Origin of the sequence: Cohnella laeviribosi DSM 21336 (genome assembly GCF_000378425.1) — a bacterium.
GTDB lineage: Bacteria > Bacillota > Bacilli > Paenibacillales > Paenibacillaceae > Cohnella > Cohnella laeviribosi.
In genome coordinates this window covers 37972-59027 of sequence record NZ_KB899812.1, presented here as the reverse complement: position 1 = coordinate 59027, position 21056 = coordinate 37972, and the positions used below count along the sequence as shown (strand labels likewise).

Genomic DNA, 21056 nt, shown 5'->3' with positions numbered 1-21056 from the left:
TTCCAACGTAAGGGCTTACATAAACCGGGTGACGCCGACTGCCGGTCAGCCTGCCATTCGGTCTTCGTTCAGAAGAACCGTTTTATTTTTCTTGTGCAATCCTTTTTTGTAGTATACCCCGATCAGAATGGCGTACCAGACCGGGCCGACCACCAGGGCGATCCGGGTTTCCGGCGAGAATGCCATCAGGACGATGACGAGGGCAAGGAACGCCAATGCCAGATAAGAGCTGTAAGGCGCCCAGGGCATTTTGTAGACGAGCTGGTTCTGTTCTTCAGCGGACAAGGATTTGCGGAACCGAAGCTGCGAAATCAGGATCACCGCCCACGTCCATACCGCGCCGAACGTGGCAATGCTGGTCACCCAGGTAAAGACTTTTTCCGGAACCAGGTAGTTCAACACGACGCCTACCAGCAGCGCCAAACCGGAGACGATGATGGCCGTGCCGGGCACTCCGCTCTTGCTCAGCCTGCCGAATTTCGGAGAAGCTTCCCCTTGCTGGGCCAGGTTGAACAGCATGCGGCCGGTGCTGAAGATGCCGCTGTTGCAGGAGGACAATGCCGCCGTCAGCACGACGAAGTTGATGATGCCTGCCGCATACGGAATGCCGAATTGATCGAAGGTCATAACGAACGGGCTGCCTTTCTGCCCGATTTCGTTCCAAGGATAGATGGACATGATGACGAACAGAGCGCCGACGTAGAAAAGGAGAATTCTCCAGAAAACGCTGTTGATGGCGCGGGACAACGTCTTTTTGGGGTTTTGCACTTCGCCGGCGGTCACCCCGATCATTTCGATCCCCAGATAAGCGAACATCACCATCTGCAAGGATAGAAGAACGCCCTTCCAACCGTTCGGCAAAAATCCGCCGTGCTCCCACAAGTTGCTGATGCCCGTAGGGGTGCCGCCGTTGCCGAGCCCGAATGCGATCATGCTGATTCCAAGCACGATCATCAGGATGATGGCGACGATTTTGATGAGCGCAAACCAGAATTCCAGCTCGCCGTAGGCTTTGACGGCAATCAGGTTGACGGCGCTCATGATGATCAGCGCGGCCAACGCCCAGATCCAGCGCGGCACGCCCGGGAACCAGAATTCCATATACACGCTGACGGCCGTAATTTCCGCCATGCAGGTGATGACCCACAAAAACCAATAGTTCCAGCCGGTCAAGTATCCGAACAGGGGTCCCATGTAATTGCGGGCGTACCGGCTGAAGGAGCCTGCGACCGGGTTCTGAATCGCCATCTCCCCAAGCGCGCGCATGATAAAGAAGATGGCGATGCCGCCGATGGCATAGGAGAACAAGATCGCCGGTCCCGCCAATTTGATGGCGGATGCGGAACCGAGAAACAATCCGACCCCAATCGCCGCCCCTAAGGACATCAGGTTGACGTGCCGCTGTTGAAGCCCCCGGTTCAACTCGGTTGTTTTTTGCTGATTGCTCATGTTGAAACCCCTTTCATCATTTTTGAAAGCGCTGCCAATTCGGGGAGAAACGTGCCGAAAAAAACGGAAACGTTGCATTTCATTTCGTTCGGCTCTCTTATCGTACTGCAAAAAGATCCGTTCCGATTTGTTTCATAGTGAGAAATTTTCTTGCCGTTTTTGTGGTATTCTACAAACGTTACCCTGCCGCTCGGGCGTTGCGCCCGCTTTTGGGAAAAATTGATGCTTGGGGGGTCTGAGGATGAATCAGAACGCAAATCCGTTTGACCAAACTTTCGACAATCTGGATACGCTGGCGGATGCCATCTACGGCGCGCTTCGCTGCCCGGTGACGATCGAGGACGCCAATCACCGGCTGCTTGCGTACAGTTCGCATGAAGACATGTCGGACCCCGCCCGAATCTCGACCATTATGGGACGCAAGGTGCCGGAAAAAGTCATCAGCACGCTGTGGAGGGACGGCGTGATGAAGCGTCTGCTGCAAAGCGAGCTTCCGATCCGGATTTCCGCGATGGAGGAAATCGGACTGGGCGACCGGGTGGCCGTCGCGATCCGCAGAAATCAGGATGTTCTCGGTTATATATGGCTTCTGGAAGTGAACGGCCCTCTCGGCGATCAGGGATTGCATCAGCTCAAGCGAGCGGCGGATGCCGCCAGATCGCAGTTGATCCAGCTTCAGATGAAGACCCGCAAAGAAGAGAAAAGTTATCATGATTTTTTCTGGCAGCTTCTGACCGGTCATCTGCAGCCGGACGAAAGGGTCCGGGACCGGGCGAAGCAGCTTGACGTGCGGCTGCCGGAACGGTATCACGTGACGGTGCTCCAGTTCGAAGAAGCCATTTCCGAAAAGCTTAAACAGCAAATCCGCTATACGCTGGAAACAACGCCTTTCGTGCGGATCGTCCTGCATGCGGTGACCGATGCGCAATTGGTTCTGCTCGCGGCGGCGCCATCCCCCTCGGTTGACGATGAGGAGGAGCAGAAGGAAGCGTTATTTCGGATGATCCGCCAAATGAAGCAGCGTTTCGGAATTTCGCCCGTTGAAAGCGGCAGCGGAATGATCTACAGCGACTACGCGATGGTGGAGCGAAGCTACCAGGAAGCTCTGACGCTCCTGCAAATCAAGCGGCGGTTCCCCGAGGAAACGAGCTCGGCATCTGCTTACCCCGATTTGGGCTACTACCGCTATCTCCCTCACATTTTGCAGGAAAAGCAGCTGCACCGGTTCGAAAATCCCGCTCTGCAAAAATTGCGGAAATACGATCGCGAACACAACAGCGACCTGCTGCAAACGCTGGAGCTGTTTTTAAGCCACGACAGCAATGTCAAAGTCACGGCGGATTTGCTTCATATTCACATTAATACGCTTACGTACCGTCTGAAGCGGATCGCCGAGATCGGGGGCATCGACCTGAACAACATGGATCAGAAAGTTACGCTCTATCTGGATTTAAAAGCGGAAAAAATGACGGAGTAACCGGACGCTTTGTTGATTTTCACAAGGACCCGGACAACTTTTCTGGAATCCCGACAACGAAATAAAGCGCTTTCTCCCTTATACTAGCGGTAGACCGCACAAGACAAAGGGGAGATTGGACATGAAAATCGGAATTCCCAAGGAAATCAAAAACAATGAAAACCGGGTGGCCATCACGCCGGCGGGTGTAGACGCTTTCGTCAAAGCCGGACATCAGGTGATGGTCGAAAGCGACGCCGGATTGGGAAGCGGTTTCACGAACGAGGACTACGCCGCAGCCGGTGCGACGATTCTCCAGAAGGCTGCCGACGTCTGGGCGAATGCCGATATGATTATGAAAGTGAAAGAACCTTTAGCGTCCGAATACGGCTATTTCCGCGACGGATTGATCCTGTTTACGTACCTGCATCTGGCGGCGGAGCCGGAATTGACCCGGGCGCTGATGGACAAAGGCGTTACCGCCATCGCCTATGAAACGGTGGAAGTAAACCGCACGCTGCCGCTGTTGACGCCGATGAGCGAAGTGGCCGGCCGGATGGCGCCGCAAATCGGAGCGCAGTTTTTGGAAAAGCCTTACGGCGGCAAAGGCGTTTTGCTCGGAGGCGTGCCCGGCGTGAAGCGGGCGAAAGTGACCATCGTCGGCGGAGGCATCGTCGGCACCAATGCGGCCAAAATCGCGGTCGGGCTTGGCGCGCAGGTGACGATTATCGACCTGAATCCGGAACGTCTGCGCCAGTTGGACGATATTTTCGGCGGCGACATTCAAACGATGATGTCCAATCCGTTCAATATTGCCGAAGCGGTATCGGAATCCGATCTGGTCGTGGGAGCGGTGCTCATTCCGGGTGCGAAAGCGCCGAAGCTGGTTACGGAGAACATGATCCGCTCCATGAAACCGGGTTCGGTGGTCGTGGATGTGGCGATCGACCAAGGCGGCATCATTGAAACCGTAGACCGCATTACGACCCATGACAACCCGACGTTCGTCAAGCACGGCGTCGTCCACTACGCGGTCGCGAATATGCCGGGGGCGGTTCCGAGAACGTCGACCATCGCGCTGACCAATGTGACGCTGCCGTACGCATTGCAAATCGCCAATAAAGGCGTCATCCGCGCCGTGCAGGAGAACAAGGCGCTGCTTCAAGGGGTCAATGTCGCAGCGGGCAGCGTTGCGTACAAGGCGGTGGCCGACAGCCTCGGCCACGAATACGTCCCCGTCGAAAAAGCGCTGGAAAAACTTCCGTTTGCCCTGTAATCCTTCCCAACCCCCTTGGGTTCGGCTTGCCCATACGGAATGGACAAGATGCCTGCTTGCCGGCTTCCGTATGGGTGCCGCGAAAAACGGGTTCGCTCCGGTCAGGGCGGCGCGGCCGCTTTACCCGGAGGGGGGGGGCAACATGCCGCTGCGGAAAGCAGCGCGGCCAGAACGGAGGCGGCTCACATCGTGTTCAGTCATAGGGAGACTTGGGCCGAAGTTTCGCTCGACGCCATCGCGCATAACGTAAAGACGATCAAGGCGGGACTAAAGCCTTCCTGCCGCTTCATGGCGGTAGTCAAGGCGGACGGTTACGGCCATGGTGCCGTCCAGGTCGCCAAGGCGGCGCTGGAAGCCGGGGCGGATTGGCTTGGGGTGGCCCTATTGGACGAAGCCTTGCAGCTTCGGGCGGCAGGCATCGAGTGCCCCATTCTCGTGCTGGGATACACGCCCCCCGCATCCGCCGAAACGGCGGTAAAGCACCGCATCGCCGTGACCGTGTTCACCGAGAAGGAACTGGAAGCTGTGATCGCTTGTGCGGCACGCCATCGGCTGTATGCCAACGTACATTTGAAAACGGATACAGGGATGTCGCGGATCGGCGTGACCGATCCGGAAACGGCCCTGGTCTTGGCGCGAAAAGCGGCAAGCTCGCCATGGGTCAGGCTGGAGGGCGTCTTTACGCATTTCGCCAGCGCCGACAGCCCGGATGAAACGTATACCCGTAGGCAATTCGAGACGTTCCTTGCCTATATCGATTGCCTGGAGCGCCACGGCATCCGGGTCCCGCTCAAGCACTGCTGCAACAGCGCGGCGAGCCTGCGTTTTCCGGACATGCATCTGGATTTGGTCCGGGTGGGCATCAGCTTGTACGGTCTGTTGCCTTTTTCCGACCCGATGCCGGGGGTGCCCGAGCTGCGGCCGGCGATGAAGTGGAAAACCCGAATCGCGGCTTTGAAGCAGGTGCCCGCCGGGCAGCCCATCAGCTACGGCTGCACGTACCGGCCGGAACGGCCGAGCTGGATCGCGACCGTTCCGGCCGGATATGCCGACGGGCTGTCCCGCCGGTTGTCCAACCGGGGCAGCATGATGATCCGCGGCCGCAAAGCGCCGATCGTCGGAAGGGTATGCATGGACCAGACGATGGTTGATGTCAGCGCCATACCCGGCGTCCGGGCGGGGGACGAGGTGCTTCTGTTCGGCCGCGACGAAGAAGACGGCTTGCCCGTCGAAGAGATCGCATCCCTTTTGGATACGATCAACTATGAAATCGTCTGTTTGGTTGGCAAGCGGGTTCCCCGCGTTTACCTGCGGGACCGGGCGGTCGTCGAGACCGTCAACCATGTGCTCGCGAAGACGTAGTCGGCTCATCTTACGGATCGGAACTATGCACCAAGGAGGTCATCATGAACCAGCAGGTGGGGATCAGCGGTACGGGCAGAATCGGCCGGCTGTTGATCAGAAAAGCGTTTACGGCCGGCATTCCGGGGGCGCAAGTCAAGGCGATCAATTCGACTAGCCCGATCGAGACGGCGGCGCATTTGCTGAAATACGATACGGTGCACGGCAAATGGGACGCCGACATCCAGGTCGAAAAGGACAAGCTGGTAATCAACGGGCAGCCGGTTGCTTTCGTCTCGGAGCGCGATCCGGCGTTGCTGCCGTGGGACAAGTACGGCATTGACATCGCGATCGACGCCACCGGCAAGTTCAACGACCGCGCGGGAGCGGTCAAGCATCTGGCGGCGGGCGCAAAGCGCGTCGTTGTGACGGCGCCCGGCAAAGATTTGGATTTGACGGTGGTGATGGGCGTCAACGAAGCGAGCTACGATCCCGACAAGCATGCGCTGCTGTCCACGGCGTCGTGCACGACGAACTGCCTGGCGCCGGTGCTGCACATTCTCGACCGCGCGTTCGGCGTCGAATCCGGCTGGATGACAACGGTTCACGCCTATACGAACGATCAAAACCATCTCGACAATCCGCACAAGGATTTGCGGCGCGCGCGGGCCTGCACGCAGTCGATCGTTCCGACTTCGACCGGAGTCGGCAAAGCGCTGTCCGGGGTGCTGCCGCACCTTGCTCCCGTCATTCGGGGCTTGTCGCTGCGCGTGCCGACGCAGGACGTTTCGCTTGTCGATTTGACGGCCGAGCTTCGCCGTCCGGTCACGAAAGAGGAAGTGCGGGAAGCGTTCAAGACGGCGGCGCAGGGGACGCTCGGAGCCTACGTCGAGTACAACGAGCTGCCGCTTGTTTCGTCGGACTACATCGGCAACGACAAGTCGGCGGTCATCGACGCGCTTTCGCTGATGGCGTCGGGACGGCAAACGAAAGTGCTGGCATGGTATGACAACGAATGGGCGTACGCCTGCCGGGTGCTTGATTTCGTTGCTCATGTCGCCAAAAAAAACGAGATGAGGGTGAACGAACCATGGAGCAAAACATTCGTTTGATGAAGGAACCGGGGCGGGCGCCGCTGCATCTCGGCACGCTTGTCTGCCGTCACTGCGGGGAAATCATCGACACGCTGCCGACAAGCGGAGTCAAGCTGTTTTACGGAGAATGCGGGAGCAAACTTTGCAGCCCAACCAAAGGAGAACGTGCGGATGAATTCAACTAAATGGGTGTACCGTTTTCAAGATGGAAGCGCTGGCATGAGAGAACTTCTCGGCGGCAAGGGCGCCAATCTGGCGGAAATGACGAAGGTCGGCCTGCCGGTTCCCCCCGGCTTTACCGTAACGACGGAAGCGTGCCGCGCTTTCTACGCCGGCGGCCGCGTTCTGCCGGAAGGCCTGCTGGATCAGGTCGCTGCCGCCATGCAGGCTCTCGAAGCGGAAAAGGACCAAAAGTTCGGCGATCCGAAGCAGCCGCTGCTCGTCTCCGTCCGTTCCGGTTCGGTCACTTCGATGCCGGGCATGATGGACACCATCCTGAACCTGGGGCTTAACGACGAAACGGTGCAGGGCTTGGCGGAAGCGACGAACAATCCGCGTTTCGCTTACGATTGCTACCGCCGTCTCATTCAAATGTACGGCAACGTCGTGCTCGGGATCGAATCGTTTTTGTTCGAACGCGAGCTCCATCGGATGAAAGAAGCGTTTCGCTTCGCCGAAGAACGGGACGTGACGGTCGAAGGCTGGAAAAGCCTGATCGAACAGTACAAAAAGTTGATCGTAAGCCACGCGCGTGTTCCGTTCCCGCAAAATGTATACGAGCAGCTGGAAAAGGCGATCGAAGCGGTGTTTCGGTCCTGGAACAATCAGCGCGCCATCTTTTACCGGAAAGTGCACCAAATCCCGGACGACCAGGGGACGGCGGTCAACATCCAGGCGATGGTGTTCGGCAACATGGGCGACGATTGCGGCACGGGCGTCCTGTTTACGCGCAACCCGTCCACCGGGGAGAAGGCGCTTTTCGGCGAATTTCTGTCGAACGCGCAGGGGGAAGACATCGTGGCGGGCATTCGCACGCCGCTGCCGATCGAGCGGCTCGACCGGGAGCTGCCGGACGTATTCGCCCAGCTCGCGCGCACGGCGGAACAATTGGAGCGCCATTACAAGGACATGCAGGACATCGAATTCACCGTGGAAAAACAGAAATTGTTCATCCTGCAAACCCGCAACGGCAAACGGACGGCGCAGGCGGCGGTGAAGATCGCGGTGCAGCTCGTGCAGGAGGGCATTCTGACCAAAGAGGAAGCGCTGCAGCGCATCGAAATGTCGCATTTGGACCAATTGCTGCACCGGGCGATCGATACGTCCGCCGAGCTTGACGTATTGGCTTCCGGCTTGCCCGCCTCGCCGGGAGCGGTGACCGGACAGGCCGTGTTCGACGCCGATACGGCGGAGCAGTGGGCGAAGGCGGGCAAACGCGTCATCCTGGTGCGTTCGGAAACGACCCCGGAAGACATTCACGGCGTGCTGGCAGCCGAAGGCGTGCTGACCAGCCGCGGCGGCATGACGAGCCACGCCGCCGTCGTGGCGCGCGGCATGGGCAAACCGTGCGTGTGCGGCTGCGAAACGCTGCGCATCGACGGCAGCTCGTTCACGGCCGGGGAACGCACCGTCCGCGAAGGCGACTGGATCTCCATCGACGGCGCGACCGGGCGCGTCATCAACGGCGTCATCGCCTTGAAAGAGGCGGAAATTTCCCCCGAACTGGCGCAGCTGCTCGCTTGGGCCGACGAGGTGCGGAAGCTGCGCGTCCTGACGAACGCGGATAACCCGGAAGACGCGCGGAAAGCGCGCGAATTCGGCGCGGAAGGCATCGGCTTGTGCCGGACCGAGCATATGTTTTTTGGATCGGACCGTCTGCCGGTCGTGCAGAGCATGATTTTGGCCGAGACGGCGGAGGAGCGCGCGGAGGCGCTGGCCAAGCTGCTGCCGATGCAGCAGGAAGACTTCGAAGGCCTGTTCCGGGCCATGGACGGCCTGCCCGTGACGATCCGGCTGCTTGATCCGCCGCTGCACGAGTTTTTGCCGAATCTGGAGGAGCTGCTGCAGCGCAGCATCCGCTTGTCACTGCTCGAAAAGTGGGGGGCGGCGGACGGCGGCGTATCGCGCAGCACCTTGGAGGCGCTGCCGGTCGCCGCTGCACAGGGAGAAGATTCGGCGGTTACGGTCGCCGCTGAAAAAGCGAAACTGGAACAGTGGATCCGCAAAGTCCGTTCGCTGCAGGAAGCCAATCCGATGCTCGGCCAACGCGGCTGCAGGCTCGGCATCGTTTTCCCCGAAATCTACGAGATGCAGGCGGAGGCGATTTTCCGCGCGGCTGTGAAGTGCCTGGCGGAAGGCGTGCGCGTCGTGCCGGAAGTCATGATTCCGCTGGTCGGCCACGTGAACGAGCTAATCGCGATGCGAAAGCTGATCGACCGCGTGGCCGGGCGGATCCTGGGCGAAGCGGAGAGCGGACTCGCGTACAGGGTCGGCACGATGATCGAGGTGCCGCGCGCCGCGCTGACCGCCAGCCAAATCGCGTTGCATGCCGACTTCTTCTCCTTCGGCACGAACGACCTGACGCAAATGACGTTCGGCTACAGCCGCGACGATGCGGAAGGCAAGTTTCTGACCCATTACGTCGAGCATAAGCTGCTGCCGCATAACCCGTTCCAAACGATCGACGCGGAAGGGGTCGGCCAATTGATCGTTTGGGCAACGGAACAGGGCAGGGCGGCGAAGCCGGACTTGAAGGCGGGCGTTTGCGGCGAGCACGGCGGCGACAAGCAGTCGATCTTTTTCTGCCATAAAGCAGGCCTCGACTACGTAAGCTGTTCTCCGTACCGGGTGCCGTTGGCGCGCATCGCCGCGGCCCAAGCCCAGCTTGTGCTCGGGGACAAAGAGCGGGATAAATAAAGAAAGCCGGTCAAGAATACGGACCTTTGGATGCCGGGCGTCATCTCGCGCAAATCGTTGCCGATGGTGACGCCCGGTAAGTCCGTCCGCTTCGTAGCGGCAGGCCGCGTCAGGGTACGCGGATTGACGAACGAGATGGAGTCTGTTTCACTACATACCGTAAAAATTACTATTAACAAGAAAACGCACCCGGAGCGTTTGGAGCTCCGCAAATATTGTCCGCGTCATGCCGACATCGGCGCGCTCGACGGGATCCGAGGTTCAATCGAGCTATAAAGAGGCATGCCTCACGCTGTTCCCGCGAGCCTGACGATTGTATCCGCATTCATCGGACAAACGCAGCGTTTTCGGCGTTTTTTCGTTTCATTTGAAGTTTTACAGAGACCGATTGGAGGAATATGATCATTCCGTCGAGTCATAAACCAAGATCGCTGAATTTCCGGAAGGAAAACGGGGGAACCAACCGCGGCGAATATGCTTTGCCGCCTGGGGTGAATCCGCGACGTTGGATGGGAACGTCGCAGTAGGGCGACTCTAAACGCCCGAATCCGTCAGCTAACCTCGTAAGCGTCGTTAGAGAGGTGAAGCAACTTCGGTTCCATGGGGCCGCAGGGGGATACCTCTGCGTTTTTTTGTGGCGTAAAAAACAAAAAAGTTGGAAACCGTACAAGCAACGGTTATTCCATCCTGAACATTTCTCACTACTTGGCGGTGACGTGAATGCTGACGAATCTAAAGCGGATGTTAATCGGGCGGCCTTTGAAAACAACGGAATTGGGGGAACAGAAGCTCAACAAGACGAAGGCGCTCGCCATTCTTTCTTCGGACGCCTTATCCTCCGTCGCTTACGGCCCGGAACAGATTTTGTGGGTGCTGGTCACGGTCGGCGCAGCGGCCTTCTGGTACTCGATCCCGATCGGAATCGGTGTGCTGGTTTTGCTGATTGCCCTTATCTTATCGTATCGGCAGATCATCTTTGCCTATCCGCACGGCGGAGGCGCGTATGTGGTATCCAAGCAGAATCTGGGGAGATACCCCGGGCTGGTGGCCGGGGGCTCCTTGCTGGTGGATTACATTTTGACGGTGGCCGTCAGCGTGTCGGCCGGCACCGACGCCATTACGTCCGCTTTCCCAAGCCTGCATGCGCATGCGGTGCCCATCGCCGTCGCACTTGTCCTTTTATTGACTCTCCTGAACTTAAGGGGTGTCACGGAGTCGGCTTCGATTTTGGCTTACCCGGTTTATTTATTTGTTTTGGCATTGTTCATTTTGATTGGAACCGGCCTATACGACATTGCGAGCGGCGGCGTTCCGGCGGATTTGCACGCGCCCATCGGCACGCCGGTTGAAGGCATCGGCCTGTTTCTGCTCCTGAGAGCCTTCGCTTCGGGAAGCTCGGCTTTGACGGGAGTCGAAGCCATCTCGAACGCCATTCCGAATTTCAAGGACCCTGCGCCCAACAACGCGGCCAAAACGTTAATAGCGATGGGCGTCTTGCTGGCGCTGCTGTTTTCGGGAATCGTCTATTTGGCCTATTATTACGGGATTACGCCCAAAGCGGAGGCCACGGTCGTCTCCCAGATCGCCGAACAGACCTTCGGACGGAACGCCATGTATTTCTTCATTCAGGGCACGACGGCCTTGATCCTGATTCTGGCGGCCAACACCGGATACTCGGCGTTTCCGCTGCTTGCGGTCAACCTGGCCAAGGATAAGTTCGTTCCCCGAATGTTCACGGCCCGGGGAGACAGGCTGGGTTATTCCAACGGGATCATCATGCTCGGCATTTTATCCATTTTGTTGATCGTGGCTTTCGAAGGGCAAACCGAACAATTGATCCCGCTGTACGCCGTGGGCGTGTTTATTCCCTTTACCTTGTCGCAAACCGGCATGATGATGAAATGGATCCGGGAAAAACCGAAGGGCTGGATTTCGAAGCTGGTCATCAACACGACGGGAGCCCTTATTTGCTTTACCGTCACCATGATGTTCTTTTTGACCAAATTCCCGCAGGTGTGGCCGGTTTTGATCTTCCTGCCGCTTATCGTATATGTCTTCCATCGGATCCGAAAGCATTACGAAGACGTAGGCGAGCAGCTCAGGCTTTCGACGTGCGAGCCGCCCATGCCGATCAAGGGGAATGTCGTCATTCTGCCCGTAGCCGGAATCACGCATGTGGTCGAGCACTCCGTCCGTTACGCCCAATCGCTGTCACCCGAACAGATCATCGCCGTTTACGTTCCTTTCGAAAGAGAAGACGAAGCCCAGTTCGAAAAGAAATGGAGCGAGTGGATGCCGGATGTGAGGCTGGTCACGCTGTACTCTCCTTACAGGAGCATTATCCAGCCTTTGATGAAGTTTATCGATACCGTGGAGCGCAAAGCCAGGGAATCGAACTACCAGGTTACGGTGATCATACCGCAGTTCATTCCCAAGAAAGGCTGGCACAACATTTTGCATAACCAAACGAGCTTCATCATCCGCGCCCGCTTGCTGCGCCGCAAAGACGTCATTGTTACAACGGTCCCTTATCATTTGAAGAAATAAAAAACAACGCCGCGGTTCGATCCTTCTTTCAAAGCCGCTTGACGCGCTTTGGCGGAAGCCGTGCCGCGGCCTTTTTTTGTTTGGGAGACCGGAAGGCTCGGACTTGAGGCTAAAAAATTCCGCATGCCAAGTTAAATTATTCCCCCGCTTTCCGCTTGAAACTTTTCTATACTTATTGAAGGCGCTTACAACCCTTGGGTGTCCGGCATTCGAACGGAGGTGGTGTCCCTTCAGGATCGCTCGCCCGACCAAGAACCGCTCAATAAAAGAACCGGAGACAATCTGACTTCGCGCAAGACGCGGATGGGGGCTTTAGCCATGAGAAAACGTTCATACGCAGCGGCGGTTTTATTGCTTGTGTTCAGCTTGAGTCTGGCCGCTTGCGGTAAGGGTAACGGGGGCAGCGCTGCCAATGAGTCGCCGTCCGCGCCGGACGGCCCGGCGGCAAGCGGCGGGGCAACCGCTTCCGGGGCAACGGATGGCCCGATTACGATTAATCAGAGCCTGCCGGAAAAAGAAATCTTAAGCAAAGGACCGGACGGCGAAAACGCCGTTTCCGCCAAAACGCTGCAATTGACGGAGGAGGAGCTTGCCAAGATTAAGGCCGGCCGTTACAAGGCGGCCATCTCCATGCACTACGCCGGCAACGACTGGTCGGCGGCGCAATTGAAAGGGCTTAAGGATACGTTTGCCAAAATGAACATCGAAATCGTCGCCACGACCGATGCGAACTTTAAAGCGGAAAAGCAAGTATCCGATATCGAAACGATCCTCGCCAAAAAACCGGACATTCTGGTCAGCATCCCGGTCGATGCGGTTTCGACGGCGGGCGTCTTCAAGAAAGCCGCCTCTCAGGGCGTGAAGATCGTATTCATGGATAATAAGGCGGCCGGGCTTACGGCAGGCAAGGATTACGTCAGCGTCGTCTCCGCCGACAACTACGGCAACGGGGTTGAAGCCGCACATATTTTAGCCAAAGCGATCGGCGAAGAAGGAGAGGTCGGCGTTATTTTCCATGATGCGGACTTTTTCGTCACGAAGCAAAGAACCGAAGCGTTCGAAAAAACGATCCGGGACGAGTATCCGAACATCAACATCATCGCCCGCGGGGGCATCACCGGCCCGAATGACGGCGAGAAGGTGGCGTCGGCCATGCTGACGAAGCATCCGAACCTGAAGGGGATGTTCGTCGTATGGGATGTGCCGGCGGAGGGGGCGCTTGCCGCCGCGCGATCCGCGGGACGGACGGATTTGGCGATCGCTACGATCGACTTGGGCACGAACGTTGCGCTGGATATCGCCAAAGGCGGGATGATCAAAGGGCTCGGCGCCCAACTGCCTTACGATCAAGGCGTTGCGGAAGCGATTCTGGCCGCCTATTCGCTGCTGGGCAAAGAAGCGCCGGCGTATGCAGCCGTTCCGTCCCTTCAGGTGAACCGGGACAATATTTTGGAATCGTGGGAGACCGTCTACCATGCGGAGCCGCCGGCGCCGCTTCGGGATGCCGCGAAGTGAAAGGAGATTATGCGATGCGTACATTAAACGTTGGAATGATCGGCGGAGGGTTTATGGGAAAGGCCCATTCGCTGGCTTATGCGGGAATGCCGATGTTTTTCTGGCCGGCTCCGGCCGTTCCGTTTCGCAAGACCGTCGTCGACATCAACGACGAGCTGGCCCGGGAAGCGGCGGCAAGGTACGGGTTCGAATCGTGGGCGTCCGATTGGCGCAAGGTGGTTGAGGACCCGAGCATCGATATCGTCGATATCGTGACGCCGAACCATACGCATGCCGAAATCGCCATCGCCGCGGCCAAAGCCGGCAAGCATATCATTTCCGAAAAGCCGCTTGCGCGGACGACGGAAGAAGCGAAGCGGATGCTGGATGCCGCAAGCGAAGCCGGCGTGAAGCATATGGTGGCGTTCAACTACCGCCGAACGCCGGCCGTTTCGCTCGCGAAGAAATATATCGAAGAAGGCGCGATCGGCCGTATTTTGAATTTTCGCGGCACGTATTTGCAGGATTGGTCGGCGGACCCGAATGCCCCGCTGTCCTGGCGTTTCCGCAGGGAAGTGGCCGGGTCGGGCGCGCTTGGGGATATCGGCACGCATGTGATCGATCTGGCCCGTTATCTGGTCGGAGAAATTACCGAAGTCATGGGGATCGCCAACACATGGATTCCGGAACGTCCGGTTTCGTCCGGTCCCGTCGACAAGCTCGGAACCGTGAAGTCTTCCGGCGATGTGAAGAAAGCGGCCGTCGACGTGGACGACGAAATCAACACGCTGCTTCGCTTCGAGAACGGAGCCGTAGGCAGCCTGGAAGCGACCCGCAACGCATGGGGGCGCAACAACTTCCTGACTTTCGAGATACACGGCGACAAAGGCTCCCTGTATTTTAATTACGAACGCCGCGACGAGCTTCAGGTCTGCTTCTCGGACGATCCGGACGACAGGCGCGGATTCCGGACAATCTACACCGGTCCCGCCCATCCGAACGGCGCGGCGTTGTGGCCGATTCCGGCTCTGGGCATCGGTTACGGCGAGACGAAGATCATCGAAGCGCACGATTTCATATCCGCCATCGTCCAGGATACGGAGGTTTCGCCTAATTTCTACGACGGGTACCGGATTCATGTCATTTGCGACGCCATCCTGGAATCGGCAAGCAGCGGCCAATGGGTGAAAACCGTGGAGCAGCTGCCGGCAGCCCGCTGATCCGCCTAACCGGCGCTCGGAAAGCCATACGAAAACAAGAGGTAGCCAGCCGGTTACCTCTTGTTTCCGTCCTTCGCGCGCCGGACAGGCAGAAAGTCTTGCCGGTCTCCGGCTTACGCCGGTTCTTGTTTGTGAGCGGGGCAGGGAATTTGGAAGGAAAAAACCGTGCCGCGCTCCGGCGAGCTCTCCACATGGAACCGGAGCCGATCGCCGTAGACCAGAATGAGTCTGCGGTAGGTGTTGAGAATGCCGGTATGCTTGCGGAAGTAAGGGTCCTTGGACTCGCCTTTGGCGGCGATCAACTGGCGAAGCTTCTCCAGCACGTCGGCGGATATTCCGGTTCCCGTATCGCGTATCGATACGGTGAGCGTTGACGCTTGGGCCTGGACGCTGACGACGAGCTGAAACTGCTCGGTGCTCATATTCGGACTCCAGCCGTATTTGATCGCATTTTCGATAAAGGGCTGGATGCTGAGCTTGACGACCGGAACGTCGAGGAGTTCGGGGGCGATCTCGAACCGCGCGTGAACGTCCTTTCCGTTCCGATAGTAATGAATCGTCAGGAAATTGCGGATATAAGCGATCTCCTCCCTCAGTGCCGCCCATCCGCCGTCGTTGCGAATGGTGTACCTCATCATGCGGGAAACCGATTGCACCATATCGCCGACCGCTTCGCCGTTGTTCCGGACCGCGTAGGACTCGATCGTTTCCAGGGTGTTGAACAGAAAGTGCGGATTGATCTGGGCCTGAAGCTGCAGCAGCTCGCGTTCCTTCTCTCTCATATTGGCCTGGTACACTTCCCGTTCCATGTACTGAAGCTTGTCGAGCGTCTGGTTATAGCTTTGGATCAGGAAGCCGATTTCATCGTGGTTGTGCTTCATCGGTACGGGAACGTAGACGCCGCGCCCCAGGCTTTGCATGCCTTTCTTCAACCGGTACAGCGGCCGAAGAATGCCGCTCATGACGGGGAAGGCGACGATCAACGCGGTGACCAGGCTGATGGCCGCGATCAGCAGGGTGAGCTGATACGTTTGCCGAACCCCCTGGTTGATGCTGCTGAGCGGAGCCGCCCATACGATGTTCCAATCGCTGTCCGGAAGCTCCGTATAGATCGCCTGATATTCTTTCCCGTTCGAAGCGAACAAGAGCTGCTTGCTCCCGTCGGGTGTCGACAGCCGGGCTTGCCGAAAATCGCGCAGCCAATCCGAAGGAACGGGCGCTTCGGAAACGGCCGTACCGTCTTGCTCGCGATACAGGATGACCTGGCCTGCCGTGTCCTTGGGGTTGCTGCTGAGCATGCTCTTTATTTTTTCTTCATGGATTTCCATAATAAATAACGCTTCCGTCCGCCCTGTATCCGTATTCAAAATCGGCCGGATATAAGAGAATACGTCCGTATTGTTGTACAAAATATAAGGCAGCGGATGCGGAGCGGTCAGCATCGGCTTGTTGACGGAAAAAAAGTCCCGGTACAGCTTGTCCGTTTCGAAGGAATAGGCGGGATCGAGCTGCTTTTGGTACGAATCGAAATACACCTTCCCGAGGCGGTCGACATACAGCACGCCGAGCACTTCGGGATGAAACTGCAGCGAATTCCGGACGAGCGGCCGGAAACGGATCATTTCATCGGCTTGTTCGGACAATTGATCGGGCCGGGTATCCAGGAAATCGCGAAAGCCGGCGCTGATAAAGACGCTGTCGAACGATTCGTTCAAGTTCTGCAAATAGTCGGACAGCTCCTTGGAGATGAATTCCACATATTGCGTCGAGATCGATGCGGAATATTCCGTGCTGGAGCGAAACATAAAGTACTCCGAGCTGTAGCTGACCAATGAAATCGGGATGATGGAAATCAGAATCAGCAGCACGAAAAGTTTGAACTTGAGCGATCGGCGTTGTAAGATACGCTTTAAAGATGGGAAGCGCGACAATCGGGAGTTCCTCCTCGTTTGCATTTTTTCCGGATGAGGCTTCGTTTTAGGATCTGCGCGAAGGAGCTGGAGCATGATGAAGATCTGCGTCGTGGACGATGAAAGGGAGGTGCGGGTCAGTATTATCCAAAAGCTGACGGCGCTTTTTCCCCATGACCAAGTGTTTGATACGGAGTTTGGATATGAAGCCCTTCAGCGAATCGAACTCATCCAGCCCGATCTGGTGTTTCTCGATATCCGGATGCCGGAACTGGACGGTCTGCAGATCCTTCAGCACTTACATGAGAAGTACCCCTCTATTTATGTGGTTATTATATCAGGGTACGATGATTTTGAATATGCGAGGAAAGCGCTCACGCTCGGCGCGACCGACTTTCTGCTTAAGCCCGCGGACCGCGGCGAACTGATGGATATCGTGCTCAAAATACGGGAGAAGCTGAAGCAGACTTTTATGAAGGAGCTTGGCCAACTGCTCAACATCACGCCCATTCCGAATATCAGCCTGGAGCAGATTCATCCGTTCAACGTCAGTTTGTGGTTCGACGAACGCGAATGGAAGCGCATCGAATTCGGCGACCGCGCATCGGTCATGGAACGCTGCGAAGCCGCTCCGCAAGACATTCTGCTCACGGTGACCGTGGATGCCGAGACCGAAGGGATCGTCGTGAGAGCGGATTCGGAGCAGCCGGAAACCGGATTCCGGGAAAAGCACGACTTTCTGAACGTGTTGAGGTCGCAGCTTCGGAAGAAACGGGAGAGCCGGTTTTTTCAGACGGCCGATCCGGACGCCCGCGGCAATCGCCTGCAGCGAAAAGAACGGGTCAAACAAGCCGCCAGGATCAGGCAGCAAATTATCCATTATGCGCGAACGGGCGATATCGGGGAACTGGAAAAATCCCTGGATGCCTGGTTCGAGTGCCTGGCGAAGCTGAATTACGACGATCTCCGGAAGGAAGTCGCCCAATTGATGGCCGTGCTGGACGAAGGACTCGGCAAAAACGAAATCATTTTGGTGGACGAGGATACGCTGTATTACTGGCATGATTGGATAGGGCACCATCAGACGTGGAATGATTTAAAGCGGCGGATTCGCCATATGGTCATAAATGGCGTCAAGGCGCTCAAAAATCTGGAGCAAACGGGACGCGAGACGCTGGATACGAGCAGTTGGTTCAAGCAGGCGCTGCATCTGATCGAAAACTCGGCCGACATGAATTTGAGCCTGGAGGCCGTATCGGAAGCGGTCAACGTTCACCCCGTCACGCTAAGCCGCATGTTCAAACAGCAAATGGGCGTTACATTCGTTCGGTATCTTACGCGCAAACGAATGCAGCACGCAAGCCATCTGTTGCTCCATACGAACAAAAAGGTGAATGAAATCGCGGAAGAGGTCGGGTATGCCGATTATGCGTACTTCAGAAGCTTGTTCAAAAAGGAATTCGGTTATTCGCCTTCCGATTTCCGGAAGAAGAACGGCATTTTGAACGTGCCCGACGAAGGAGAGTAAGAAAGGAAGAAGGAGCGGCACCATGAAAAAGCGAAGGCTTGCCACGGCATTGCTTGTCTTCTTGCTGCTGATCGGTTGTGCCGGATGCCTGGGGGTGCGGCCGGAAGACTCCGGTGCGGCTCCGGTTTCGCCCCCGACGTTAAAGGTGCTTTACGCCACGGTGGAAGCGGGCTCCGAAGCCGTCGTTCATGCGGCCGAGAATTACCGGCGGAAGACGGGCGTCCACGTGGAGGTCAGTACGTTTCCTTACAACAGTCTGCAGGAAAAAGTGTTTTCCGAGCTGTCCCGCATGAGCGGCGAATACGATCTGATCGCCGTCGACACGCCGTGGATCCCCAAAATCATCCGGCACCTGGAGCCGCTGACGCCTTATATCCGGAACTCGGCTTCGGCCGGCGACATCGACGATTTCATTGCGAAGCTGTTCCTGGATACGTCGGTTTTTGACAAGGACAAGCCGCAAAGGGCGCCGGTCGCCATGGATACGATCGATTTGGACCGCATTACGGCGGCCGGCTTCGACGTCTGGAGCCTGCCGATTCAATCGAACGTGCTTACGGTCAGCTATCGGAAAGACCTGTTTCGGAACGAAGCCAACCGGGCCGCATTCCGGCAACGATTTCACCGCGAACTCGACATCCCGAATACGCTGGATGAATATTTGGACATTGCCAAATTTTTTACCCGCGATACGGATCGGGACGGCATGATCGATCTTTACGGCACCACCTTGATGGCCGGCAAGCACGAAGCCAACTTTGTCGACTACAAATCGTTCCTGAGCGATTTCGGAGGCGAGCTGTTCGACGAGAAGCTTCAGCCGGTCTTTGATTCCGATGCCGGAGTGAAGGCGCTTAAGACCTACGGAAAATGGATTCTGACGGAGAAGGTGACCCCGCCCGACGTTCTTTCCTATTCGTGGGACGAGGTCGAGATTGCGTTCGGTTACGGGAAAGCCGTCATGGGGATGAATTACCACGATATGAAGCTCCAGCCGAACGTCGGCGGCCAAGTCGGCTATTTCATGTTCCCCGGCGTCAAGCGCGGCGATACGCTCGTGCGCGGACCGCATTTCGGGTCGTGGGGGCTGGCCGTCAACAAGTATTCCGAGCATAAAGCGGAGGCTTTCGCCTTGGCCGGCTATTTGACCAGCGCCGAGGTGCAGCGGGACTATTTGCGGTTCCGGCAGCACGTGACCCGAAAATCGGCTTATGCGGCGGCAAGGGCGCTGCCGGACGAATCGCTCCGGGAGTATTACGATGTGCTTGGCCGGTCCTTGAACGTGGGAGTGGGAAGGCCGAGAATCAAAAATTACGACCAGGTGTCGGAGGCGGTCCAAACGGCGGTGCAGCAGTATTTGACCGGGAAGAAGCCGGCCGAAGCCGCGCTGCATGACGCTGCCGAAAAGGTTAAAATCTCGATGCGGGAAAACGGCTATTGATCCTCGGACGAATGAGCCGTCCGGCCGAAGAAGGCTGCGCGATCGAACATCGCGCGGTCTTTTTTTTATCGTTCCGTTCGCTAAAAACTTCCCCCCTGCACGTTAAATTCGTCGTCTATGGGGTTCACCCCGTCCGCCCTATACTGTGGGTAATCGAACGTTTTGCCAAACGGACGATTGAATCGACAAACAAAAAGAGTGAGGGGTTCCCGAATATGAAGAAAAAATGGACATCATGGCTTGCTTTGCTGCTCGTATGCGGGATGACGATCGCAGGCTGCGGAAACGCCGAAAAGGAAAACGCGCAAGCGCCGCAAGAGCACGAAGGGTACACGGCATCCGGGCCGCTGACGATCAATCCGAACATCCCCGACCTGCCGGTTCAGGATATCGGGCCGAACGGCGAAAAGGCGGTCTCGGCCAAAAGCCTGAAGCTGACGGAAGAAGAACTGCAAAAAATCCGGGACGGCAAATATACGGCCGCCATCGTCATGCACTACTCTGGTACCGATTACATGACGGCCGCCGTCAACGCGATGAAAAATACGTTTGCGAAGATGGGCATCAAAGTCGTTGCCGTCACGGACGCCCAGTTCAAGGCCGAGAAGCAGGTCAGCGACATCGAGACCGTTCTGGCGAAAAAACCGGATATCATGATCTCCGTTCCGGTCGATGCCGTATCGACGGCAGGCGCGTACAAGAAAGCCGTCAACCAAGGCGTGAAGCTGGTGTTCATGGACGGCGCGGCGGAAGGGCTCGTTCCCGGCAAGGACTACATCAGCATCGTATCCGGAGACAACTACGGCAACGGCGCGGTAGCCGCGGATATTATGGCGGAGAAGCTCGGCGGCAAGGGCAAAGTCGGCATCGTGTACCACGACGTCAACTTTTTCGTCACGAAGAACCGCTCCGACGCGTTCGAAGCCCGGATCAAGGAAAAGTATCCCGGCATCCAAATCGTGGCCAAAGGCGGCATCACCGACCCGAACAAAGGCGAGGAAGTCGCATCCGCCATGCTGACGAGACACCCGGATATCGACGGCATCTTCGCTCCGTGGGACGTGCCGGCCGAAGGCGTCATGTCGGCCGCGCGGACGGCAGGACGCAACGATCTGATCGTCACCACCGTCGACCTCGGCACGAACGTCGCGCTGTCCATCGCTTCCGACGGCATCGTTCGCGGTCTCGGCGCGCAGCTTCCGTACGACCAGGGCGTCGCGCAAGCGATTCTCGCGGGATATGCGCTTCTGGGCAAGGAAGCGCCGGCCTATGTCGCTTCGCCGGCCATCAAAGTGACGAAAGAAAACGTCCTCGAAAGCTGGAAGCTGATCTACGGCGTCGACGCGCCGAAGAGCGTGCAGGACGCGTTGAAGAAATAAGGTTC

At 57.4% G+C, this 21056-nt stretch carries 15 protein-coding genes and 1 riboswitch; of the genes, 13 read left to right on the top strand and 2 right to left on the bottom strand.

Going from position 1 to position 21056, the window contains the following annotated elements:
• Positions 1-45: 45 nt before the first annotated feature.
• Positions 46-1449 (bottom strand): amino acid permease, encoded by a 1404-nt coding sequence (locus F560_RS22520; RefSeq protein ID WP_019004585.1) that lies wholly within the window; start codon positions 1447-1449, stop codon positions 46-48.
• 241 nt (positions 1450-1690) lie between these two features.
• Between F560_RS22520 and F560_RS0104815 the strand changes: the two genes are divergently transcribed.
• The 10 genes from F560_RS0104815 to F560_RS0104765 all read left to right on the top strand — a co-directional run bounded on the left by F560_RS0104815 (position 1691) and on the right by F560_RS0104765 (position 14793).
• A complete protein-coding gene (locus F560_RS0104815) occupies positions 1691-2926 on the top strand; it encodes a PucR family transcriptional regulator (protein WP_019004584.1) in 1236 nt (411 codons plus the stop codon).
• Positions 2927-3047: 121 nt separating this feature from the next.
• Positions 3048-4181, top strand: coding sequence for an alanine dehydrogenase (gene ald, locus F560_RS0104810; RefSeq protein WP_019004583.1), 1134 nt, complete (start codon positions 3048-3050; stop codon positions 4179-4181).
• A gap of 186 nt (positions 4182-4367) precedes the next feature.
• Positions 4368-5543: an alanine racemase gene (gene alr, locus F560_RS0104805; RefSeq protein WP_026298096.1), complete on the top strand. Its 1176-nt coding sequence runs from the start codon at positions 4368-4370 to the stop codon at positions 5541-5543.
• Positions 5544-5587: 44 nt separating this feature from the next.
• The gene (gap, locus tag F560_RS0104800; protein WP_019004581.1) at positions 5588-6634 is read left to right on the top strand and encodes a type I glyceraldehyde-3-phosphate dehydrogenase; all 1047 of its coding nucleotides are present in this window, start codon (positions 5588-5590) and stop codon (positions 6632-6634) included.
• Positions 6613-6801: a GapA-binding peptide SR1P gene (locus F560_RS22515; RefSeq protein ID WP_019004580.1), complete on the top strand. Its 189-nt coding sequence runs from the start codon at positions 6613-6615 to the stop codon at positions 6799-6801. The genes gap and F560_RS22515 overlap by 22 nt, the downstream gene beginning before the upstream one ends.
• Positions 6788-9532 carry a pyruvate, phosphate dikinase gene (gene ppdK, locus F560_RS0104790; RefSeq protein WP_026298095.1) on the top strand — a complete coding sequence of 915 codons (2745 nt, stop codon included), beginning with the start codon at positions 6788-6790 and terminating at the stop codon, positions 9530-9532. Before F560_RS22515 ends, ppdK begins: the two co-directional genes overlap by 14 nt.
• Before the next feature lie 30 nt (positions 9533-9562).
• Positions 9563-9808 carry a 50S ribosomal protein L33 gene (gene rpmG / locus F560_RS26580; RefSeq protein ID WP_083931993.1) on the top strand — a complete coding sequence of 82 codons (246 nt, stop codon included), beginning with the start codon at positions 9563-9565 and terminating at the stop codon, positions 9806-9808.
• A gap of 143 nt (positions 9809-9951) precedes the next feature.
• A riboswitch (cyclic di-AMP (ydaO/yuaA leader) is annotated at positions 9952-10118 on the top strand.
• A gap of 134 nt (positions 10119-10252) precedes the next feature.
• Complete coding sequence (locus tag F560_RS0104780) at positions 10253-12079, top strand: APC family permease (protein WP_019004577.1); 1827 nt, start codon at positions 10253-10255, stop codon at positions 12077-12079.
• Positions 12080-12397: 318 nt separating this feature from the next.
• Positions 12398-13594 (top strand): substrate-binding domain-containing protein, encoded by a 1197-nt coding sequence (locus tag F560_RS0104770; RefSeq protein WP_019004575.1) that lies wholly within the window; start codon positions 12398-12400, stop codon positions 13592-13594.
• A 14-nt stretch (positions 13595-13608) separates the two neighbouring features.
• Positions 13609-14793 carry a levoglucosan dehydrogenase gene (locus F560_RS0104765; RefSeq protein ID WP_026298094.1) on the top strand — a complete coding sequence of 395 codons (1185 nt, stop codon included), beginning with the start codon at positions 13609-13611 and terminating at the stop codon, positions 14791-14793.
• Between the two features lie 113 nt (positions 14794-14906).
• Here the strand turns inward: F560_RS0104765 and F560_RS0104760 are convergent, their stop codons facing one another.
• Positions 14907-16724, bottom strand: a complete 1818-nt coding sequence (locus tag F560_RS0104760; RefSeq protein ID WP_019004573.1) for a sensor histidine kinase — start codon at positions 16722-16724, stop codon at positions 14907-14909.
• A 73-nt stretch (positions 16725-16797) separates the two neighbouring features.
• Here F560_RS0104760 and F560_RS24500 point away from each other — a divergent pair, with 73 nt between their 5' ends.
• The 3 genes from F560_RS24500 to F560_RS0104745 all read left to right on the top strand — a co-directional run bounded on the left by F560_RS24500 (position 16798) and on the right by F560_RS0104745 (position 21051).
• Positions 16798-18231 (top strand): response regulator transcription factor, encoded by a 1434-nt coding sequence (locus tag F560_RS24500; protein WP_019004572.1) that lies wholly within the window; start codon positions 16798-16800, stop codon positions 18229-18231.
• A gap of 22 nt (positions 18232-18253) precedes the next feature.
• Complete coding sequence (locus F560_RS0104750; RefSeq protein WP_019004571.1) at positions 18254-19672, top strand: ABC transporter substrate-binding protein; 1419 nt, start codon at positions 18254-18256, stop codon at positions 19670-19672.
• A 215-nt stretch (positions 19673-19887) separates the two neighbouring features.
• Complete coding sequence (locus tag F560_RS0104745) at positions 19888-21051, top strand: substrate-binding domain-containing protein (protein WP_019004570.1); 1164 nt, start codon at positions 19888-19890, stop codon at positions 21049-21051.
• Positions 21052-21056: the final 5 nt, after the last annotated feature.

What these genes read in the sequence shown, in the direction of transcription:
- F560_RS22520 (WP_019004585.1), bottom strand. Translation starts at nt 1,449, where the DNA reads ATGAGCAATCAGCAAAAAACAACCGAGTTGAACCGGGGGCTTCAACAG.
- F560_RS0104815 (WP_019004584.1), top strand. Translation starts at nt 1,691, where the DNA reads ATGAATCAGAACGCAAATCCGTTTGACCAAACTTTCGACAATCTGGAT.
- ald (WP_019004583.1), top strand. Translation starts at nt 3,048, where the DNA reads ATGAAAATCGGAATTCCCAAGGAAATCAAAAACAATGAAAACCGGGTG.
- gap (WP_019004581.1), top strand. Translation starts at nt 5,588, where the DNA reads ATGAACCAGCAGGTGGGGATCAGCGGTACGGGCAGAATCGGCCGGCTG.
- F560_RS22515 (WP_019004580.1), top strand. Translation starts at nt 6,613, where the DNA reads ATGGAGCAAAACATTCGTTTGATGAAGGAACCGGGGCGGGCGCCGCTG.
- ppdK (WP_026298095.1), top strand. Translation starts at nt 6,788, where the DNA reads ATGAATTCAACTAAATGGGTGTACCGTTTTCAAGATGGAAGCGCTGGC.
- rpmG (WP_083931993.1), top strand. Translation starts at nt 9,563, where the DNA reads ATGCCGGGCGTCATCTCGCGCAAATCGTTGCCGATGGTGACGCCCGGT.
- F560_RS0104780 (WP_019004577.1), top strand. Translation starts at nt 10,253, where the DNA reads ATGCTGACGAATCTAAAGCGGATGTTAATCGGGCGGCCTTTGAAAACA.
- F560_RS0104770 (WP_019004575.1), top strand. Translation starts at nt 12,398, where the DNA reads ATGAGAAAACGTTCATACGCAGCGGCGGTTTTATTGCTTGTGTTCAGC.
- F560_RS0104765 (WP_026298094.1), top strand. Translation starts at nt 13,609, where the DNA reads ATGCGTACATTAAACGTTGGAATGATCGGCGGAGGGTTTATGGGAAAG.
- F560_RS24500 (WP_019004572.1), top strand. Translation starts at nt 16,798, where the DNA reads ATGATGAAGATCTGCGTCGTGGACGATGAAAGGGAGGTGCGGGTCAGT.
- F560_RS0104750 (WP_019004571.1), top strand. Translation starts at nt 18,254, where the DNA reads ATGAAAAAGCGAAGGCTTGCCACGGCATTGCTTGTCTTCTTGCTGCTG.
- F560_RS0104745 (WP_019004570.1), top strand. Translation starts at nt 19,888, where the DNA reads ATGAAGAAAAAATGGACATCATGGCTTGCTTTGCTGCTCGTATGCGGG.